The sequence below is a fragment of the Granulicella sp. L46 genome, assembly GCF_009765785.1.
Lineage (GTDB): Bacteria > Acidobacteriota > Terriglobia > Terriglobales > Acidobacteriaceae > Granulicella.
Map to the genome: position 1 here is coordinate 179,267 of NZ_LMUT01000003.1, position 20,269 is coordinate 199,535.

Genomic DNA, 20,269 nt, shown 5'->3' on the forward strand with positions numbered 1-20,269 from the left:
AGCCTTCTCGGTAGTGCGGCGCCCGTGGCTGCGGCCAGCAATTAGCACGTGTGGAAGCGCACGTAACGCTTGTGTAGTGATCGTCATTGGTTTCGGGGCGGCTGCTCTCTATAGTTTCAATCGTGATGAAATTGACGAGAGCCGTGCTGTGCCTGGTGGTTTTAAGTAGTGCTCTACCCATCAGGGCCGACGACGCCCGCTTTGATCTACCTGGCCCGAGGATCGATGTGTATGTAACTCGTGGCAACGCAACCTTGCCGATCGCCCAGGTGCCGGAGCTGCAGCCAAATGACAAACTGAGAGTCAAAACAGACCTTCCCGCGACGCAGTCCAATCACCTTTTGCTCATCGTGGCCTTCTTGCGTGGCACAACGAACGAACCGCCGGACAACTGGTTTACTAAAATCGAAACCTGGAAGCAGAGCTCACCGGAAGGGACGCTGATCGTCGTTCCTGACGGAGCCCAGCGTGCCATGTTATTTGTTGCACCGGAGACCGGTGGTGATTTCAACACTCTTCGCTCCGCGGTAAAGGGAAATCCCGGTCTTTTCACGCGGGCAAGTATTTCGCTCAACAAGGCCTCGCTCGAACAGCAGCGAATCGAGCGTTATATCACCAACATGCAGACCGTCGCGTTGGACGATGAGAAAGTGATCCAGATGCGCTCGGCAAAATTGGCCGCGGCACTGGCATTGAAGCCCAACGCAGACTGCTTCAAGCAGCCGGTGGCAGACCAGGTAGATTGCCTGACTCAGACCAGTGCGCCGTTGCTGCTCGATGATGGCCACGGGCAGACAGTCGCCGATGCGATCTCGACTGGCGCTTCATCGGATTTCTTCAACGAGGCGGCACAGAGCGACGACGCTACCTATTCCGCATATGTTGGTACGCTGATCGACCTCGTGCATTTGGTGGTGATGATGCGCACGGCTCAATATCAGTACATCCCGGCGATCAGCTTTCCTCGAGGACCCACCCTGAACCTCAAGTTGAACGCCCCGCCGTCGTTCAACAAAACGAAATCAGTCATCGTGGTTGCTCTGCCGCCGATCCAGAGTCCGCGTCTGCCAACGCTGCGGCCGGCAACGTCGACGCAGGTTTTCTGCCTCGCGAACCCTGCACTCATGTTGCCATTGCGTGGAGAGCCATTGCTCTTCTCCACCTCTTTCGCCCACGACCTTTCGGTCGAATTTGATGCCTCCGCTTCTATGGCGGGCATGCCACTCACGCCGGACGCATTTGATGGTGGCCTTGTACGGAGCGACACGGACTTGGCCCGAGGTCTGCAAGCCACCGCTGGCTCCGGGCCTTCGCAGGCCGCGTCAACTGTGCGCGGCACACTTCGAGGCTATTGGGGGTTCCGTGCGTTTGAGGGGCCAATTCTTACATTCCAACGGTCTGACGACGGCAACTGGCAGTTGACAGACACCAACGCCCTGGTCGCGGGGAAAGACGGGCAGGTCACATTGCAAGGGAGTGACACGGCTTGCATTAGCCACATCGTATTGACGAGCGCCGACGGTTGCAGCATTCCGGTGGCATTTGCGCCGGTTCCAAGCGGGGCGGACGCAATGAGTCTTAAAATTCCGCTGCAAGGCAAACAGCCTGGCACCTATTCGCTGGTCGTGCAGCAGTACGGTAACGCCATCCAGAAGACACTTCCGCTGACTGCATACAGCGCAGACACCCGTCTAGATAAAGTGTTGATAAGCCTGACCGGCGATACTGCCACGATCTTTGGGAAGGGCTTAGAGAATGTGCTTTCGATGAAGGTGGGAGATCAGGTCTTTTCGCCGGCAACACAGGCTGAAGATCTCGGAAGCCTCGATTTGCATGCGTCTCACACTGGATTCTTCCCTAAGATAGCGAACGCCGTCGTGACGCTGAAGGACGGTCGCGTGATCAACATGCGGGCGACAAGCGAGAATCCCAGCGCAACGCTGCAGTTGGTTTCGTTGCAACCGATGGTCACGCCTCGCGATGGAGAGCTTGAAGTGACGCTCGGCTCGCGTGAGGATATTCCCCTTCGCGCGGTTCTCAACTTCGTCGTCCAGAGTGCGGGTGTGTTTCCACTTTCGCAGTCAATCGAAGTGGCCACTGCGGATGGCACTCTCCGTACCACGCTTTCTTTCCGGTCGGAGAGCTTGATCCTGCAGGATGCGCACACCGTCGTGGGCTCTGTGGACCTGTACAAGGCATTTGGAGAATCCGCGTTTGGTGAATTGCATTTGCGTGCCGTACAGGGCGACGGAACAGCCGGCAGCTGGATCACTCTGGGAAAGCTGGTGCGTCTGCCGCACATCAAGGACGTTCACTGTACGGAATTCGATGCGCCAACTTGCGTGATTGAAGGCAGGGACCTCTTTCTGTCCCTTGCATTCAGTCCGACAGAAACTTTTGAGTCCGAGGCGCTGGTCCCAACCGGTTTTGACGAGCCAACCTTCGTTATGTCCATGCCGGCGTCCGGACGCTGGACCACGCTTTATATGCGTTTGCGCGATGACCCACAGGCAACGGCGACGGTCCGAGTACCACCTCGAGACGCCAGGCAATAAATGGCGGAAAGTGCGCCATTTATATGTGGGCAAACCCGCTATGTTTTCTATCAGCCCGCTTCCGAATTTTAGAGGCAGTACCCTGATAGAAAACTGGATGGGTCAATCGAACATCGAAACATACTCCCCATCTACCGCACTGTCAGGTTGTATGACACAGTCTCGGTCGTCGTGCCCGATGTGCCTGTGACCGTAAGCGTATAGGCCCCCGGTGGCGTCTTGTTCGCAGCGCCGCCTGAGTCGCCGCATCCCGTCACCGAGCCTGCCGCCAGCAATACCAGCGCAAGTCCTAGTTGCACGAACAACCAACTCTTACGCCGCCTCCGCACCAGCGTCGATCCCACCAGCGCGACGCCACTCAGCAACACCACCATTCCCTTTCCGCCGCCAGGCAGAGAACTGCGTCGCGCCGACATCACCGCTACATTCGTCTGCACTGTCAGTGTGGAGGTGACAGCAGCACTTCCGCTTGGTGTAACCGAGCTAGGACTCACTACGCACGTAGCATTAGACGGGGCTCCTGTGCAGGCAAGGCTCACGGCCTGTGTGAACCCTCCGGCCGAGGTCACCGAAATTGTCGCATTCGTCCCGCTGCCGGCCGCCACACTTCCACTGTTCGGTGAGATCGAAACCGCATAACTCGGCGTCACCGCCGCAGTAATCGTCACCGACACGGCGGTCGAAGTGGAAGCCGTAAAGCCCGTAATCCCTCCATACGCCGCCGCGATCGAATGCGTCCCCACCGCCAGCGCACTGGTCGCATAGGTCGCCACGCCCGACCCGTTTAGCGTCCCAGTCCCCAACGTAGCCGCCCCATCCAGGAACGTCACCGTCCCCGTCGGCAACGTCGTTCCTGACGCCGGCGTGACCGTGGCCGTGAATGAAACGCTCGTCCCACTCACCGCAGTAGTCGGCGAAGCTGCCAGCGCGGTGCTCGTCCCAACCGGGGTCATCACAGCCGACACCACGACCACCGACGCCGCTGACGTGCTCCCGCTGAAATTCGCATTGCCTCCATACACCGCCGTCATACTATCCGACCCAACCGGCAGCCCAGTCGCCGCATACGTCGCCACCCCGGCAGTCAGCATACCTGTCCCCAGCATCGTCGTTCCGTCATAGAACGTCACGGTCCCCGTCGGCGTTCCCGTACTCCCTGCCGCTCCCGTTACCGTCGCCGTCAGCGTCACACTGGTGCCCGCCGTAATCGCTGAAGCCGAAACGCCCAGACCAGTCGTCGTTGTCGCCAGTGTCGGGATCGTACTGCCATAGTCGTTCAGCAGCACTGTAGAGCCAGCCAGAATGTCCGGCTTCCCATCGCCATTCAAATCCACGGCAATCGACGTTCCTCCCGCAGCCAGGTTGATCAAATCTTTCGGCGCAAGTCCGCTCCCCGTATCCACGGATGTAAACGTCCCATCGCCCTTGCCATAGAGGATCCCGCTATATGCATTGAAATCAAACAGCGCCAGGTCGATGTTGCCATCTCCATCGAAGTCCGCCGCTGTAATTCCTCCTTCGATCCCGCCCTGCACGTCGCCAATGCCGCCGGTGAGCTGCAGAATCGTCGGCGCCGCAAACGTCCCATCGCCATTGCCCAGCGAGATCGCCAGTTCGGGATCAGCATTCGCATCCGCGCCCATGCAAGCTAGATCCAGTTTTCCATCCTTGTTGAAGTCCTCCACCACGCACGGAGAACCCGCATTCGGATACTGGGGAACGTTGACACTCGCCGCGGTATTTACAGTCGTCGGCGCAGCAAACGTCCCATCTCCATTCCCCAAATACACCTGCACGATGGTGTCGAGATCGTCGTCCGCGTTGTATGCACCCGAATGCGAAACGGCAAGCAAATCCTCCTTGCCATCGTTATTGAAGTCTGCAATCGTTACCACCTGCGGCACGCCCGTCAGAATCGCCGGCGCGGTCGGGCTGTTTAAACTATACGTCGTTACCGGCGTGCCAAACGTTCCATCGCCATTGCCAGGCAACACCATGAAGCCTTCGAGGTAGATATTCTGTGTCGTATAAATATTCTCGTAGAAGCTAAACGAGATCGCCGCTTTCCCTCCTTTCTTGAGAGGAGCCAACTGCAAACCCACAATTTGGCTCTGGGAGTCGTTTTCCCCCGGAGGCGCCAGCGACGGCATCAGGTGCGGCACCGGCGTAGCAAACGTACCGTCTCCGTTGCTCAGGGCCGTCCAGTAGAGCAACCCGCTGAAACTCAACGACGACGCATTATTTGTAATGAAAACCAGGTCTGCCTTCCCATCGCCATTTATGTCTCCGACCGCAAATGCCACGAGGCCAAGACTGGAGCCATTGATGGTCGTTCCATTGACCACAGCGCTTGCCGGAATATTAATCGTCGAGACCGGATTGAAGATGCCCTTCGCGGTTCCCAGCTGAACCGTAAAGGTCGAGTTCACCTGGTTGTTGGAGTAGGTGCCAAGCGTGATCAGGTCCGGCAATCCATCGCCGTCCACGTCACCCATATTCGTCCCCGTATACGCGCCATAAGCTCCCGTACCATTCACATACGGCGCCCCCGAAAACGTCCCATTGCCATATCCCATCAGCGCATACGACAAGTTCGGATCATCGCCATCCCCCACATACACGCCGCCATTCGCCAGTCCGTTATAGATGTCCAGGTTCCCATCGCCATCCAAATCCGAAACCGCTACCTCTCCATAGTTGCCGATCGACGCATAGTTCGGTCCCACATGAAACGTCCCATCGCCGTTACCAAAGTAGGTCGAGATGTTTCCGTTCCCTAGCACCAGGTCCAGCTTCCCGTCCTTATTCAAATCACCGCTCGAAAGATAAGGTCCGGTTGCCGACGAGAAATTGGCCTGGTACGGAAACGCCGGCGTGGGCGACGCTGTAAACGTCCCATCCCCGTTACCCAGAAACACCTCACCATTGTTGCCAATCAAGTCTTTCTTGCCATTCCCGCGCAGGTCGGCCGTAATCATGTTCGTAATCGGAGTCGAGAACTCGTCGGTGTATCCCGGCAGCGCCGGCACCATAAAGCTCTGCGCCGCGACAAATGTCCCGTCCCCCTTGCCCACCAGCACTGAGATCTGCTGTACCACCCCGCCGCTGTTACCCTGGAAATCTGAAACTGTAACAATGTCCAGCTTGCCATCGCCGTTCACATCCTCAATTACCGCGGCAATCGTCGCTGTCCCCGCCGTCGGATACGACACCGCCGTCTGAAACGTTCCATCCGTGTTGCCAAGCAGCACCGACACACTCCCGCTCGTCGTGAACACACTGTTCGTTACCACCAGGTCGTTGTTTCCATCCTTGTTCAGATCTGCCGCAGTAAGCGCGCTCGCTGTGGAGAAGCCAAAGATGCTAAGTGCGTAGTCCGTTGAAAACGCGCCAGTCGGGAGGTAACTTCCTTGCGTCAACGTACTGGTCACAACGTAAAGACCGGCAGTCATCGCGATAGGGTCATAGGCAATCCCGGCGAATATGTTGACTCCGGACGTTGTGGTCCCCACGAAGACCTCCTGTTCCGTCCCGAAGCCTGTAGTTGGTGGGACACAGCCGGATGCAAACACATCGGGGGCGGTGGTCAGGCCGGCTTCAGAATGCAGCAGGACCTCATAGTTGTCTGAAATCGTCCCACTCAGCACATCACTGCTTCCTGGTTGAACCGAGTAACTGCCGGCAGCCAATGTAAGCGAGCAATTGGGCTCGCGGACAAGGGAGACCAACTCGTTCCCCGGTGCCGAGATCGTCGTGAGGTTGCCCTGAAAATCCGCGACCCCGGTGACGGAGCCATCGGTCCCCGTCACCAGTGGCTTCGCCGCACCACGCTTCACCACAGCCTTTGGTTGCTGCTGAGCATGGGCCCCCATCCCCAACAACCAACTCGCTACCAGCACCAGTGCCGCACCGCCTCGAACCCGCCCACTCACACGACTCACCCACAACGTAACGGCCATCGCGATCCCGCCCTCGTCACTCGACATGTATTCGCAACGACGCCTCTAGCAGTAGAGACGTCGTCGCATCACCACCACCGCACCCATCCCGATCGCCAGCAGCATCCACGTTCCAGGCTCTGGCGCTGGCGTCGGATTGGTCACCGAAAAGTTCAGCGAACTCAAGCTCGTGATATCCAGTGTGTCGCCGTTCAAAAGCGAGTAGCCGACCCCCGAATAATTCGCGATCGTTTGACCGGTCACGCTTCCCGTAGGCGCCAGCGTTGTCATCAGCTCATAGTTCAGCAGCGCCGGGTCGTAGAAGATCTGCATATCGGTAGCAAACGTTGCGTTGAACAAATTAATGCTTTCGTAAATGCCCGACCCCGTGTTCGGATTTCCGTTGACTTCGATGTACGCGTTCGTCAGTGTCTCGGACGTGCTGCCGTCCGTAAATGCCCCGCTGACCGAGCTCAGAAGATAGTAACCAGCTGAGCCGGTTACGGTCGTGGGATCTTCAGTGAAACTGATGCTGAAGTTTTGATTACTGAAGGTAGAACTGCTCAACGCCGTTGGTCCAACGATCGCACCCGACGCGACTCCTGAAAACGTGTACGTCAGGTCGTCCGCTCTCATCGAGCGGGTCGACATTAATAACAATCCTCCTGCAACAGCGAACCACACAGGAAGCAAACGACTGGGAGACTTCAAGTGCAACATAACGCAATTCCTCCATTTGGCCTGGGTTTCGATCAATCGAACCCGGCCCTTGTTGGCGGTTCGATGGCGGTTCATGGGACGGCAGTTCTTCCATGCACAGCCCAGTTGGCTACAGGTGCGGCGGTCTAAATCGCGAGACAGGTAGTCCGCGCGGAAGGTTCAATACAACCTGCCTCGCCATCGGGATCTCATCGCATGCACGCAGCCTAGGCTTCGGACCTCGAAAAATCCTCACCCAAATCTGACCTAAATGCGAAATAATGCGGTGAACGTCCACTATTGTCGATATACTTCGGCGCAGACAGCCTTGGTCTCCCAAAATGTTTGTCTTAGGTTCTGCTCGGCTTGACCCAGAGAAGCAGCTGCTGATCACCGGCTCCGGCACGGTAGCCCTTCAGCGCAAGCCGTACCTCGTCCTTCGCTATCTCATCGAAAACCGACATCGCATGATCCTCCGCAAGGAGCTCCTCGATCAGTTCTGGGACGGCAAGAACGTCTACGACCAAAGCCTCAGCAAAGCCGTAAGCAGCATTCGCAAAGCCTTTGGCGAAACCCGCGACAGCTCCATCTTCATCGAGACGCGCTGGGGAATTGGCTACCGCTATGTCGGCCCCTTCGACGAGTCTCTCGCCGTCTCGCCGGCCTCGCCATTCTTCACCCCGCCGCCGAACACGCCAATCCCCGAGCACACTCCCCAGCTCGCCACAAAGCCTTCCTTCAAATGGCTCTTCCCACTTCTCCTATTCGCTCTCATCGCAACAGTCGCCCTCCTCATCCTCCAGCCACGCTCACACCGCTTGGCTGCGTCCAACCCTGTGCATGCGTCCGTGCTTGGACCCATTCGCTCTGTCGCCGTCCTTCCGTTCTCCGCCGACGCTGCCCAGCAGCAGGATCAATATCTCGGCATGGGACTCGCCGATGCCGTCGCCGACAAGCTCAGCACCGCCAACCAGCTCACAGTCCGCTCCTCGTCCACCGTCCGCTCCATTCTCGGCCCTCACCCCGACCCCGCCACGGCCGGCCCCCGCCTCAAGGTCCAGGCCACCGTCGCCGGCGACGTTCACCGCTCCATGCACAACCTCGTCATCACCGTTCACCTCATCGACAGCGCAACCAACGCCAACCTCTGGTCCAGCACCTTCAACACCGACGACTCCAACATCTTCGCTACCGAATCCTCCATCGCCCAGCTCGTCTCCACCGCGCTCCTTCCCCAACTCCCCGCCAACCCCATCCAGCCCTCCGCTACTCCAGACACCACCCATCCCGAGGCCTACAGCGATTACATGAAGGCCGAGTTCTTCGCCAGCAGCCGCACTCAATCCTCTTTCCTTAAAGCCATCGAACTTCTCAACCACGCCATCCTCATCGACCCCAACTACGCCCGTGCCTACGCCGCCCTCGCCAGTTGCTACCAGCTCCAGGGCTTCTACCACCTCGCGCCGCCGGAACAGGCTTACCCCCGCGCCAAGGCCGCCGCGCTCAAGGCTCTCTCCCTCGATAACTCGCTCGCCGAAGCCCACGTTGCTCTGCTTTCCATCCACACTGATTACGACTGGGACTGGGAAGGCGCCGAGCGCGAGTTCAAAGCCACCATCGCCATCGACCCCAACTACGCCGTCGCCTACCAGTACTACGGCTACGCTCTGTTCGGCATGGGGCGCGGCGAAGAAGGTCTCGCGGCCATGAAGCACGCCGCCGAACTCGACCCCGTCTCTCCCAGCGTCCAGACCTCGCTCGGCTGGGCCTACTTCCTCCTCCGGCAATACGACCAGTCCGCCGACCAGTGTCACCGGGTCCTCGAGCTCCATCCCGACTTCGTCCCCGCCCACCAGCTTCTCGGCCTTGTGCTCGGTCAGATGAAACAGGATCAAAAATCCCTCACCGAACTTACCGTCGCCCGCAAGCTCGAGCCTGACAGCAGCATCACGCCCATCCTCATAGACTACGAATTAGCCCGCACCGGCAAACGAGTCGAAGCCGCCAGCCACCTGACCACCCTCTTCGAAGGCGGCCATGGTGCCTCGTTACCCGACTACTACATTGCCGCTGCCTGGCTCGCCATCGGCGACAAGCAACAAGCGCAGCTCTTCCTCAATCGCGCCTTCCAGGCCCGCTCCAACTGGATCATCTACCTCCAATACGATCCTCGCTTCGACGACCTCCGCCCCAACCCTCAATTCCAATCGCTCGTCTATCAAGTCACCAACTCCCACACCGGCGCTAGCTAACGCCACGGCTCCTGTTCCTGGTACTAACGAGAACGAGGTTAACTTTTGTCAGGAGCTAACCGACGCTTGCTCTTTTCTGCGAGAGTCACGCGAATTCCTTGATCTTCCGACGCAAGTAGCGGTTCCAGTACATGACGAGGCCAGTTGCGGTAAGGACGGCGAGGCTTAGGCCTAAGAGGAACCAGAGTATTTTGATGGGGAGACCCCAGAGGGTTCCGAAGTGGAGTGGGTGCATGGACCAGAGGAACCAGTCGCCGACGGAGTGGTTGGCGCCGTAGTGCCAGTCGGTGAGTACGCGGGCGTCGACGGTCGAGATGGCGATGATGTCGCGGTGAGAAAAGTCGGCGGGGTCGCGTAGATCCATCTGAGCGTAGGCGGAGGTGCCGAGCAGCGAGGGATCGCTGATGGAGAAGAGGCGGCCTTGGGGAGAGGCTTGCTGGGCCGCGTCAAGGATCGATTGGAGCGAGGCGCGGTGCGGGCCGGTGGGCGTGGTGGACGGCATGCTGGGTGAGGCCATTCCGCTGAGAGGCGAGAGAGCATTGACGGCGGCGACGATGGGTCTGTAGAAGCCGAAGTAGACGCCGGAGAGCGACCACCAGATGACGATGAAGAGGGTCCAAAAGCCGATAGCGTGGTGGAGATCGAAGTTGATGCGACGCCAGTTGCTGCGCAGGCTGAGGGTGAGGGCGCGCGACCAGCGCGCAATTCCCTGCCACCAGAGAAAAATTCCGGTAATGCAGAGAAGGAGAAGGATGGCCGCGCCGATGGCATTGACCTGTTCGCCATATGCGGGGCTGAGCAGGAGAAGAACGTGGAGATCGTGGATCCATTGCACCCACGTGCGGGGCCGGGGATGGAGGGCGGCGGTGACGGGGTCGGCAATGAGGGTGAAATGGGAGCCGGTGGACGTGACGGCGTCGAGCGTGTAGGCGGGGATGGTGGGCCAGGGAGTGTAGAGGTCGGTGACGTGGGCGGTGGGATAGGCTCGCGCGAATGTATCCATCACGGTGGGGATCGAAGCGAGGTGCGCGGGGTCGTAGGCGGAGAGATGTGCGGGAAGCGTTGTGCGGGTTAGCTCGTTTTCGAATACCAGGATCGATCCAGTGAGGGCGATCACGATGACGTAAACGGACAAGAAGATTCCGGACCAGAGATGGATCTGGAAGAGCGCCTTGCGCAGGAAGAGCTTGCGCGGGTTGTGGACGGCATCGTGGAGAAACGGCATACGGGCTACTTGTTGAGATGGGTGTCGTACCAGGCCAGGATGCGCGTTAGGGATTCGATCTGGTGGGCCTGCTCGTGGAAGATATGCTGCTCGCGAGGGTAGCGAACCATCTGAACATCCTTGTTGAGGAAGCGGAGGCCGTTGTAAAACTCTTCGCCTTGCGAGATGGGGACACGAGGATCCGCTTCGCCGTGGAGGATGAGAACCGGCGTTTGAACGTTGGCAACGTAGCGGACGGGCGAGTGGGCATCGTAGATGGCGATGTTGGGTTGAAGCGGGCCCATGTAGCTTTGCGAGAAGCTAGGCGAGATGTCAGTGGTGGTGGCCATGCTGTAGAGGTCGGTGACACCGGCGCCGTCCATCGCAACCTTGAAGCGGTCGGTGTGGGTGACGGTCCAGGAGGTCATGAATCCGCCGAAGCTCCAGCCTCCGATGCCGAGGCGGTTGGGGTCGCTGATGCCCTGGGCGATGAGGTCGTCGACGCCGGCCATGATGTCGGCGAAGTCACCGCCACCCCAATCCTGATAGTCGGCTTCGGTGAAGGCTGGCCCCTGGCCCTCGGAGCCGCGGGGATTGGGAAGTAGGACGACATAGCCGTGCGACGCAAGCATCGTGGCATAGTTGTACCAATTGCCGTTGAAGCCAATGGTCCAGGCTTCTTCAGGGCCGCCATGGACGTGGACGATGGTCTTGTACTTGGTTCCCTGCTGGTAGTCGGGCGGAAGAACGACTACACCGTAGACGATGTGGTGGTCTTTCGGATTCTTCCAGGAGATTTCGCGCTGGTCGCCGATGTTCCAGTTCGCAACCTGCGGGTTGGTATTAGCAAGGGCTTCGGAGTGGCCGTCGTGCCAGGCGTAAGGATCAGGGGCTTCCGTCGGTGTGTCGCCGAGGAAGGCGAAGGTGCGGCCGTCGGGAGTGACGTCGAAGGATTCGCTGGAGGCGGGAAAGCCCGAGAGCGGCGTGATGGTGAAGTTCGCAGTGTCGACGTCGACGAGTTCATAATGCGTTGCGACGATCTGGTTGACGAGGAGGTGGGAGCCGTTGCCAAGCCAATGCATCTCGCGGATGGTGCCGGGAAGTTTGGATTCGAGCTTGATGTCCGCACCCGTGGATAGCATTTTGACGAAGTGCTCATCGGTGATGTGGAGCGTAGTGAAGCGCGAGTAGGCAACACGCAGGCCATCATGCGAGAAGGTGGGAGTGGCGTAGCCGGAGATAGGCTCGAGGGTTTTGGTGACCGCACCGGTGCGAGCATCGAGAAGGAGGACTTTGGAGACGCGCCAGTAGTCGTCGATGCGGGGCGTGGGAGAGGCGCGGGAGATGATCGTGGCGTCGTCGGGCGACCACTCGATGGTGTCGATGTTGATGTCGCCGGTGGTCAGGTGACGCGCTTGATGTGAGGCGAGATCGTAGATCCAGAGGCGATCGTACTTGTAATGGTGGTCGACGTAGTCCTGATCGTTCTTGTCTTTCTTTGCGGCAGCTTCGGCGGGCGTGTCCGTGTCGGTGCGGACGAAGGCGATGGACTTGCCATCGTGGGACCAGCGGAAAGATTTGATGCCGCCGGGGAGGTAGGTGAGGGGTTCCGCTTCACCGCCGGAGAGAGAGATGATCCAGAGTTGCATGGCGTCGGCGTCGGCTTCAGGTTTGGCGGGGATGTCCGGGCGGGTGGGCGTTGAGGTGAAGTGGTAAGGCGAAGGCTCGGCGTTGGACAGCGGATTCGAGCGGTTAGAGAGAAACGCGAGGTGAGAGCCATCGGGCGAGAAGGCGGGATTGTCTTCGGCGGCTCCGCTGTACGCGAAGGGATGCGCGCTATTGGGGACGCCGACGGTGGCGAGGAAGATGTGGGCGTCACGATGCTTGCCGGCCGGGACGGAAGTGTCCACCGCGTAGGCAACGAGTTTGCCGTCGGGGGAGATTGCCGGTTCGGCGACGCGTTTGATGTTCACAATGTCGGAGGGCTGGATCGTGGTCTTCTGGGCGCACGCAGGAACGATGGGGGAGCAAAGGAGGGCGGCGAGGACGCGGAGTCGAGAGGTAGGGGAGGCCATCGGGGTTCCTTTGATTGTAGGGGCGCGGGGGCGGGTTCTAGTGCGGGAATCTTCGCGCTTCGGTCAAGAGGTCGCGGGTTACGAGCAGTGCCGGAAAAAATGCTGCGCGCGCGGCGGCTGTTGGCCGTTCCGCACGCGCAGCTTGGTTAGAACTGCAGCTTGAGGGCGAACTGCAGCGAGCGTGGAGCACCGATTTGATACAGGCTGCTGAAGCCACCGTCAGCGCCGCCGCCGCCCAAGCTGGAGGCAAGCGTTTCGGAGGAGATACCGAAGTAGGGGTTGACGGCGCCATAGCTCGTGAGAATGTTACGGCCGTCGTTGACCCCTACATCGCCGAAGAGCGGGTGGTTGAAGACATTGAAGGCCTCGGCCCGGAACTGCAGCACGATGTCGTTGTGGATGGGAAATGTGCGACGGAGAGCGACGTCTTCCTGCCAGACGTCGAAGCCGCGAATGGTGTTGCGACCGAGATCGCCCTGGGTGAAGCTGCTGGCGGGTGTGCTAAAGGCAGCAGGGTTGATTACGCGTCCACCAGCAGCGGAGGGCTCGGAGAGCCAGATAGGCTGGCCGGGAACAACGTCGGGACGCTGGTTGGCCGCGGTCTCGTTATAGACGAGACCGAAGGAGAAGACGCCGGTATAAACCGTGAGCGGAGCGGCGGTATTGGAGCGGAAGAGGCTGTCGACGGCCCAGCCGTTAGCGATGTATTTGACTACGCTATTGCCGCGCGTAAGCTTTGGCAGCTCGTAGGTGATGGCATTGGTGAAGGTGTTGCGGATATCAAAGTCCGAAGAACCGTAGTCGAGACTGGGAGCGTAGACGGTATAGTACGGAACCGGCAGCGCTACGCCGGAGCCGTTGTCGAGGCCATGCGACCACGTGTACGTTGCCAGAAACTGCAGGTGATGCCAGAGCTGTTGCTTGAATTCGAACTGCAAGGCGTTGTAGTTGGAGTAGTCGTGATTGGTGATGACGTCGAGGAATTGGAAGTCGGCGTTGGCACCCATGGCAGGCGTGAGCATCTCGTTACGCAGAAGGTCGCTGCCAATGTTGCCGACGTAGGTGAGCTTCATGCTGCGATTGCCGCCGAGGTTCTGCTGCAATCCAAGGTTCCACATGTAGGTGCGAGGATCGCGCAGGTGCGGATCAAACGCAAACACGAAAGAGTATGGAGGATCGAGGGTGAAAGGGATGGGAGCAGCGGCGGCCTGCGAGAGCGGATAGGTGCCGTCGGTTCCGTAGAGGTATTCGGAACGGCTGTAGGGGAACCCAAGAGTTCCCTGCGCGCCCTGCTGGTTGCCCAGGCCGTAGAAGATGCCGCCGCCACCGCGCACAATGGTCTCAAATCCCGGATCCTGGTGAACAACATACGAGACACCTAGGCGAGGAGCGAAGTTGTGCTTGCTCGGGGTCCAGAGAGGGGTGCCTTCGGGGGCCAACGCAGCGTTGGCAGGATCGTTGAGATTGATGGCCGTATAGAACGGATGGCCGGTGCCTTCCGATGGGGGAGGATCATAGTCCCACCGAAGGCCATAGTTCAGGGTCATGCGCGGCGTGAGCTGCCACGAGTCCTGCGCGAAGAAGGAGAGGTTGTTGAAGATGGGGCGAAGCTCAGAGGTATCGGTGGTATCGACGTTGGCGTACGACGGGACCTGGGTCTGAACGAGGGACTGAACGCTGTCGAAGCCATAGCCGATGTCCCAGGGACGATAGCCGTTGGTCGGCGTGAGATGACGGAAGTCGACGCCGAATTTGAAGCTGTGCTTGCCGCGAGACCAACTGAGCGTGTCGACGAAGTTAAGCTGATGCTGGTGGTTGGTCGCGTCGTTGCCGACGTAGTAGTCCGTCGTGCTGTCATTGAAGAAGAGCGAGAAGACGGACGTGTCGACGGTATAGGTGGGATTTGACTGGAAGAGATAGGCGGAGGTGGGTGGGGTCGATCCGCCGAACCCAATGGGGACGACGGTGGTGGCGCCCTTGGATTTGCTGACGTTAAAGCGGAAGTCGTTCACCAGCGACGAGGTGATCATGTAGGTGACACCGGCCGTGATGGTGCTTACGTTGGCGATAGTGCTGCTGTAGGTGGAGGTGGCGTAGAAATCAAAGGCACCATACTGCGCGCCGTTCGAGGGAGCGTAGTCGCCACGGACGAACATGCTGAGCTTGGGCGTCGGCGTGTAGTCGAGGCGCAGACTGCTAGCGTTCAGCGTGGAGGGGTTGGAGAAGCTGGCAAAGAACTGGCCAGTGTATTGACCAGAGATGTCCTGACCGGCGGAAGGTAGCGGGTAAGCTTCGAGCAGCGGAAGCACTACGGCACTGGCCTGGTCGCGCGCGAAGGTGGTGGGAACGATGTTGATCTTGGACTCGGGTACACGGAGGCGAAGGCCCTCGTAGGAGAAGAAAAAGAACAGCTTGTTTCTGATGATGGGACCGCCGATCACACCACCGAAGTCGTTTTGCTTTTCAGCTTCGCGCGGAAGGCCTTCATTATTGTTAAACCAGTTGTTCGCGTCGAAGACGTCGTTCCGGATGTACTCAAACGCGGTGCCGTGGAATCGGTTGGTACCACTGCGGGTGACGATCGAGAGCTGCGCACCCGGAGTTCGACCGTACTCCGCGTCGAAGGAGTTGGTCTGGATCTTGTATTCCTGCATGTCGTCGACGGAGACGAGATTGTTGTAGCCGCCGTTGTTGCTGGTGGCTGGGGAAGCGCCGGCGCCGGCTGAACCGAGATAGACGTTCGAACCCTGGGTGATGCCAACGTTGGCGCTGACACCGTCGATCGAGAAATAGTTGGCGTCCGTGCGCTGGCCGTCGATGCTGAACTGCCCGGACGCGGTGTAGTACGTCTTGGCCGTGACGTTGCCCGGGGTGAGCGAGATGAGCGCCTGGAAGCTGCGGCCGTTGAGCGGCATATTCTCGATGAACTGGCGAGCGACGGTGGTAGCAACGGCGGCGGAGGTTTCGATCTGCTCGTTGCTGTCGGCCGTCAGGGTGACAGAGTCGGAGGCAGAGCCGACATCGAGCTTGACGTTCTGATCAAGCTTGTCCTGGGTGTGCAGCTCGACGTCCGGGACGATGGTGTCCTTAAAGCCGGGGGCGCTGACCGTGATCTTGTAGCGACTGGCGCGCAGGGTGGAGAAGCTGTACTGGCCCTTAGCACCGGTTTTAGTGGTGATCGCGGCGTTGGTGCCGAGGTCGGTGACGGTGACCGTGGCCCCAGGAATCACGGCACCCCCGGGGTCGGTTATGAGGCCGTTGATACTGCCGCTTTCGCTCTGAGCAAAGGCGGGGCTGGGAACACAGAGGACGAACAGCAAGAGAAGAGGGGTGAGATTGAAGTAGCGAAGCTTCATAAAAACCTCCTTAAGGGGTGCATGGAAATTGTGTTGCTTTGGCCCTGATCTGGTGCGTTGATTGAGGCATCGATCTGGTGCGGTTTATTTTGTTGGGTCGAACATGGTGCGTTTGAAGTGGAGTGGCAGCGCGTTAAAACGTGCGCGCAAGATTGTTCTGCCGGATGAGATACGCCAGCTCGCGCGAACTTCCTTCGTTGCGCGAGTCGAGTTCGTCGGCCACAGCAAGGGCGTCGCGAATGGGTTCATCCTGCCCGAGTTTGAATTTTGCTTCGACGCGATTGACGTGAAGCCGAAATCCGGTGATACCGGAGAAGCGACGCGTGATTTCCGAGCGAGGAATTTCGTCGGTCTTCCAGCCGTCGGGGATTGGCGATTCCATGCGCTGGGTGAGTTCTTTCAGAGAAGTATCGAGTTCCGACTCCTGCTGAAGTTCGATGTAACCGTAGCAGTGCACGGCGGTGTAGTAGTACGTCGACGGCATGTCGCGCCCCGGGTACCAGCTGGCGGTGACGTAGCTGTAAGGGCCTTCGAAGATGGCGAGGAAGATGGTCTTGGGATTCGCGAGTTGCTGTGCGTGGTCGTTAGCGCGAGCGATGTGGCCGACAAGGGTGAGAGGACTGTCGGGGTAGCTGCTCGAGGGGTCGATGAGGAGTGGGAGATTAGTGGCGAAAGGCCCGTCGTCGCCGTTACTCACCAGCAGCGCCCAGGGACTCTGCTCGATGAGCGAGCGAGTGTCCTGGGAAGATGTCGGCTGCCAGCAGGGGCGGACAAACATGGATGCGACTCCTTGATTAGTTAACTTTCGCGTGTCTGTTGCGAAACAAATCGCCAATTACTGTCTTACAATTTCTCCGCCGAGGACCGTCATCACTGGCTTGACGGCTTCGATCCGGACGGGATCCATGGCGAAGATATCTGCGGAGAGAACAGTGAAGTCCGCAAGCTTTCCCGGAGCGATCGAACCCTTGATGTCATCCTGACTTTCGGCAAAGGCGGAGCCAACGGTGTAGGCGTGCACAGCCTGCTTCACGGTGATCTTTTGCTCTGGAAACCAGCCGCCCGGATTCTTGCCATCCAGCGTGCGTCGCGTTGTCGCTGCGTAAATCCCGACGAGTGGATTAATCGGCGCAACAAACCAGTCCGAACCGAAGGCCAGGACCGTACCCGCGTCGAGCAGAGAACGAAACGCATATGTTGTCTCGGCTCGTTTGTGACCAATTCGTTTTTCCGCCCAGCGCCCATCATCGATCGCATGATATGGCTGAACCGATGCAATGACGTGCAGCTGAGCGAACCGAGGAATATCTTCCGCCCGCAGATGCTGTGCGTGTTCGATGCGCAGACGGCGGTCGGCGGGACCATTCTCCTCTTCCAACCGCTGGTACATATCAAGAATGGCCTTATTGGCGCGGTCGCCTATCGCGTGAACGGTAATGTGCAAGCCTGCTTGATCGGCCGCCTTCATATCGGCAAACATTTCTTCCGGATGCGCGAGTTGCTCCGTGGGCACGCCCGAATTTCCAGGAGCATCATCGTACGGCTGAAAGAACCAAGCCGTACCCGACCCAAGCGATCCATCGGCAAAGGCCTTCAGCGACCCGAGAACCAATGTGTCATTTCCAAAGTTGGCTACGATTCCCAGCGCGGTGAGGCGCTGATAGTGATCCAGAGGAAAACGCGCCGAGACCCTTACCTTCCACTTACCCTCGGCCATGAGACGCTGATACCCACGAACGACCAGCGCCTGCATATCTGCTGCATGCGATCCGGTGAACCCCATGTCCTGAACGCTCGTTACGCCGCTATCCAGAGCATATTTCTGTGCCGCCAGCAAAGCCTCATCCACTTGAGCATCCGACGGCGGAGGAATCACGCGCTCAATCAGATCCTTCGCAGCATCCTTGAATATCCCTGTGGGATTACCCTCTTTGTCGCGCAGGATGACGCCACCTGGCACGTCGGGCGTCGCCTTGGTGATGCCTGCGAGCCTCATCGCCATCGCATTGGCTAACATCATGTGGCCATCGGAGCGATTCACCCACACCGGGTTGTTTGGCGCGGCCGAATCAATCCACTCATGGGTCGGTAGACTTACGGGCGACCACTTCTCCTCGTCCCAATTCCCATCCTGAATCCACTCACCCGAGGGACGCGTACGCGCATAGGCTGCAATCCGCCCGGTGAACTGCTCGCGACTGGTGACGTCGCGAAGCTGAACACTTGCAATTCCCTGCCCGCCCCAGAAAAAGTGCACATGCGCGTCGTTGAATCCCGGAACGACTCGCTTGCCTTTGAGGTCAACCACCTTTGTTTGTGGCCCCGCAAATCGTTCGATCTCCTTGGTGGTTCCAACCGCGAGGATACGATGACCCGAAACCGCAATCGCTTCTGCCTCTGGCTGCGCAGGATTCTCCGTCCAGATTTTTCCGTGGATTGCGATCAACTCAACTTGCGCACGTAATTGCAACGGGATCGCGAGGATCAGAAGTAGCAGGAATCGCTTCAGCATACGTCCTCCCTCCGAACGCTTTGAAAGTGCGATTACGGTGAATATCGATAACGACGGATACACGTACGCTATGCCACGGGGTGGGCCTAAATCTAAGAGTCTTTTTACGGAAAGACATCAACTGTGCGCCTAATGTGTTTACAGTAGTATGAATTGCTGGACCAAGTAAAGATCCAGATTTGGACATCATGATGGTGCCAGCACGAAAGGTGGTCGATGACTCTACTGGGTAGACTCACGCTGGATGAAGCTCGGCCATCCTCGTTGCAGACGCAGCTCTCGGCTCAACTGAAGCAGCTAATTCAGACTGGTCAACTACTTGCCGGGGAACGCATGCCCTCGACAAGGGAGATGGCGATCGATCTTCAAGTCTCGCGCAACACGGTCGTCGCAGCGTACGAAATGCTTGTAGGACAGGGTTATTTGGAATCACGTCTCCGCAGCGGCTTCGAGGTCTGCGCCGCAGCGCAGGCATTCCGGACCTTGCCGGTGCTTGAGAAAGCTGCGCGCGAGAAGAAGCTTGAGCCAGTCCGGCCTGGAGTTCCGGTGCCGTTTCGTCCCACCCAGCCGGACGTGAATTTGTTTTCGATGCAGACGTGGAACCGCCATCGCACCCGGGCACTCAAGCGAGGCGCATCTCTTCTGCACTACCAGTCGAGGTTCCCTGTTGGGCTCGATGAGCTGCGCCAAAATGTCGCGAACTATCTTCGTGACAGCCGCGGCGTTCGTTGCCAGTGGAATGAGGTTGGAATTACAAGCGGTTCTCAGCAAGGATTGTTTCTGCTCGCGCAGCTACTGCTGGAGCCGGGGCAGACGGTTTACATGGAGGAGCCAGGTTATCCAGGAGCGAGAAACGCGTGGAAGCAGGCCGGCGCCAGGATCGTTCCCGCGCCGATCGACGAAGAGGGGATACAGTTGCCGGACAACAAAGCGGCGCAGGGTTCCCTCATTTATGTGACGCCGTCGCATCAATTTCCGCTTGGCACGTGCATGTCCTTAGCGCGTCGGCTCTCCCTATTGCAGGCTGCGCGCGCTTCGAAATCCTGGATTGTAGAGGACGATTACGACGCGGAGTTTCGCTACACGAGTTCGCCGCAGCCGAGTCTCCAAAGCCTGGATGAACATCGGCGGGTGATTTACATTGGCTCGTTCAGTAAGACGCTGTTTCCCGCTCTTCGGCTCGGGTATGTTGTCCTTCCGCCTGAGTTGGTGGACAAGTTCGCGGAGCTCAAGTCAGTCGTCGATGACTATGGTCCGCTGATTGACCAGGCAACGCTGAGCAGCTTTTTGGAGAGCGGCGCGTTCTATGCCCACCTCCGACGCTGCCGCCGCCATTATGCGGAACGCCAAAGCCTCTTTCTCGAACAGGTGGCTCGCTACGGGCTGCCCCTTACGTTTCCAATTACGGGACGAGGAATGAACCTCGCTGGCCTGCTGCCCGAAGGTTCCTCTGATCGCATTTGGAGCAATCGACTCAAAGCTGCTGGGCTGGACGTGCCGCCGCTTTCAAGCTATGCCATCAATCCCACTCCGCCGGGCCTGCTCTTTGGCCTTGCGGCATTCGATACTCGATCGATTCAGCGGGGAGTAGCCAAGATGGCACAAATGTTCGACCAAAGAGGAACTTCTTGAGGCAGAGGCCTACCGGTTCGGACCGCCTTTCACCCGCCGTCTCAAT

At 58.9% G+C, this 20,269-nt stretch carries 10 protein-coding genes; 3 read left to right on the forward strand and 7 right to left on the reverse strand.

Features of this window, described 5'->3' with window-relative positions; translation table 11 throughout:
• Positions 1-122: 122 nt before the first annotated feature.
• Positions 123-2,555: a hypothetical protein gene (locus GSQ80_RS01715; RefSeq protein WP_158785785.1), complete on the forward strand. Its 2,433-nt coding sequence runs from the start codon at positions 123-125 to the stop codon at positions 2,553-2,555.
• Between the two features lie 131 nt (positions 2,556-2,686).
• On the opposite strand, the gene GSQ80_RS01720 is transcribed toward GSQ80_RS01715, so the two are convergent.
• Together GSQ80_RS01720 and GSQ80_RS01725 are read right to left on the reverse strand one after the other, a co-directional pair.
• Complete coding sequence (locus GSQ80_RS01720; RefSeq protein WP_158785786.1) at positions 2,687-6,541, reverse strand: FG-GAP-like repeat-containing protein; 3,855 nt, start codon at positions 6,539-6,541, stop codon at positions 2,687-2,689.
• 18 nt (positions 6,542-6,559) lie between these two features.
• Positions 6,560-7,144, reverse strand: a complete 585-nt coding sequence (locus GSQ80_RS01725) for a PEP-CTERM sorting domain-containing protein (RefSeq protein WP_158785787.1) — start codon at positions 7,142-7,144, stop codon at positions 6,560-6,562.
• Positions 7,145-7,533: 389 nt separating this feature from the next.
• Here GSQ80_RS01725 and GSQ80_RS01730 point away from each other — a divergent pair, with 389 nt between their 5' ends.
• Positions 7,534-9,444: a winged helix-turn-helix domain-containing tetratricopeptide repeat protein gene (locus GSQ80_RS01730; protein WP_158785788.1), complete on the forward strand. Its 1,911-nt coding sequence runs from the start codon at positions 7,534-7,536 to the stop codon at positions 9,442-9,444.
• 85 nt (positions 9,445-9,529) lie between these two features.
• Here GSQ80_RS01730 and GSQ80_RS01735 read toward each other — a convergent pair whose 3' ends face one another.
• The 5 genes from GSQ80_RS01735 to GSQ80_RS01755 form a co-directional block, all read right to left on the reverse strand.
• Positions 9,530-10,669, reverse strand: a complete 1,140-nt coding sequence (locus GSQ80_RS01735) for a PepSY domain-containing protein (RefSeq protein ID WP_158785789.1) — start codon at positions 10,667-10,669, stop codon at positions 9,530-9,532.
• 5 nt (positions 10,670-10,674) lie between these two features.
• On the reverse strand, positions 10,675-12,723 hold the full coding sequence (locus GSQ80_RS01740; protein ID WP_158785790.1) for a S9 family peptidase: 2,049 nt from the start codon (positions 12,721-12,723) through the stop codon (positions 10,675-10,677).
• Between the two features lie 146 nt (positions 12,724-12,869).
• The gene (locus GSQ80_RS01745) at positions 12,870-16,079 is read right to left on the reverse strand and encodes a TonB-dependent receptor (protein WP_158785791.1); all 3,210 of its coding nucleotides are present in this window, start codon (positions 16,077-16,079) and stop codon (positions 12,870-12,872) included.
• Between the two features lie 133 nt (positions 16,080-16,212).
• The gene (locus GSQ80_RS01750; protein WP_158785792.1) at positions 16,213-16,857 is read right to left on the reverse strand and encodes an FMN-binding negative transcriptional regulator; all 645 of its coding nucleotides are present in this window, start codon (positions 16,855-16,857) and stop codon (positions 16,213-16,215) included.
• A 57-nt stretch (positions 16,858-16,914) separates the two neighbouring features.
• Positions 16,915-18,591, reverse strand: a complete 1,677-nt coding sequence (locus GSQ80_RS01755) for an amidohydrolase (RefSeq protein ID WP_158785793.1) — start codon at positions 18,589-18,591, stop codon at positions 16,915-16,917.
• A 216-nt stretch (positions 18,592-18,807) separates the two neighbouring features.
• Here GSQ80_RS01755 and GSQ80_RS01760 point away from each other — a divergent pair, with 216 nt between their 5' ends.
• A complete protein-coding gene (locus GSQ80_RS01760; protein ID WP_158785794.1) occupies positions 18,808-20,223 on the forward strand; it encodes a PLP-dependent aminotransferase family protein in 1,416 nt (471 codons plus the stop codon).
• The last annotated feature ends 46 nt before the right edge of the window (positions 20,224-20,269 follow it).

Coding starts and splice junctions, on each gene's coding strand:
- GSQ80_RS01720 (WP_158785786.1), bottom strand. CDS start 6,541: ATGTCGAGTGACGAGGGCGGGATCGCGATGGCCGTTACGTTGTGGGTG.
- GSQ80_RS01725 (WP_158785787.1), bottom strand. CDS start 7,144: ATGTCGACCCGCTCGATGAGAGCGGACGACCTGACGTACACGTTTTCA.
- GSQ80_RS01730 (WP_158785788.1), top strand. CDS start 7,534: ATGTTTGTCTTAGGTTCTGCTCGGCTTGACCCAGAGAAGCAGCTGCTG.
- GSQ80_RS01735 (WP_158785789.1), bottom strand. CDS start 10,669: ATGCCGTTTCTCCACGATGCCGTCCACAACCCGCGCAAGCTCTTCCTG.
- GSQ80_RS01740 (WP_158785790.1), bottom strand. CDS start 12,723: ATGGCCTCCCCTACCTCTCGACTCCGCGTCCTCGCCGCCCTCCTTTGC.
- GSQ80_RS01745 (WP_158785791.1), bottom strand. CDS start 16,079: ATGAAGCTTCGCTACTTCAATCTCACCCCTCTTCTCTTGCTGTTCGTC.
- GSQ80_RS01750 (WP_158785792.1), bottom strand. CDS start 16,857: ATGTTTGTCCGCCCCTGCTGGCAGCCGACATCTTCCCAGGACACTCGC.
- GSQ80_RS01755 (WP_158785793.1), bottom strand. CDS start 18,591: ATGCTGAAGCGATTCCTGCTACTTCTGATCCTCGCGATCCCGTTGCAA.
- GSQ80_RS01760 (WP_158785794.1), top strand. CDS start 18,808: ATGACTCTACTGGGTAGACTCACGCTGGATGAAGCTCGGCCATCCTCG.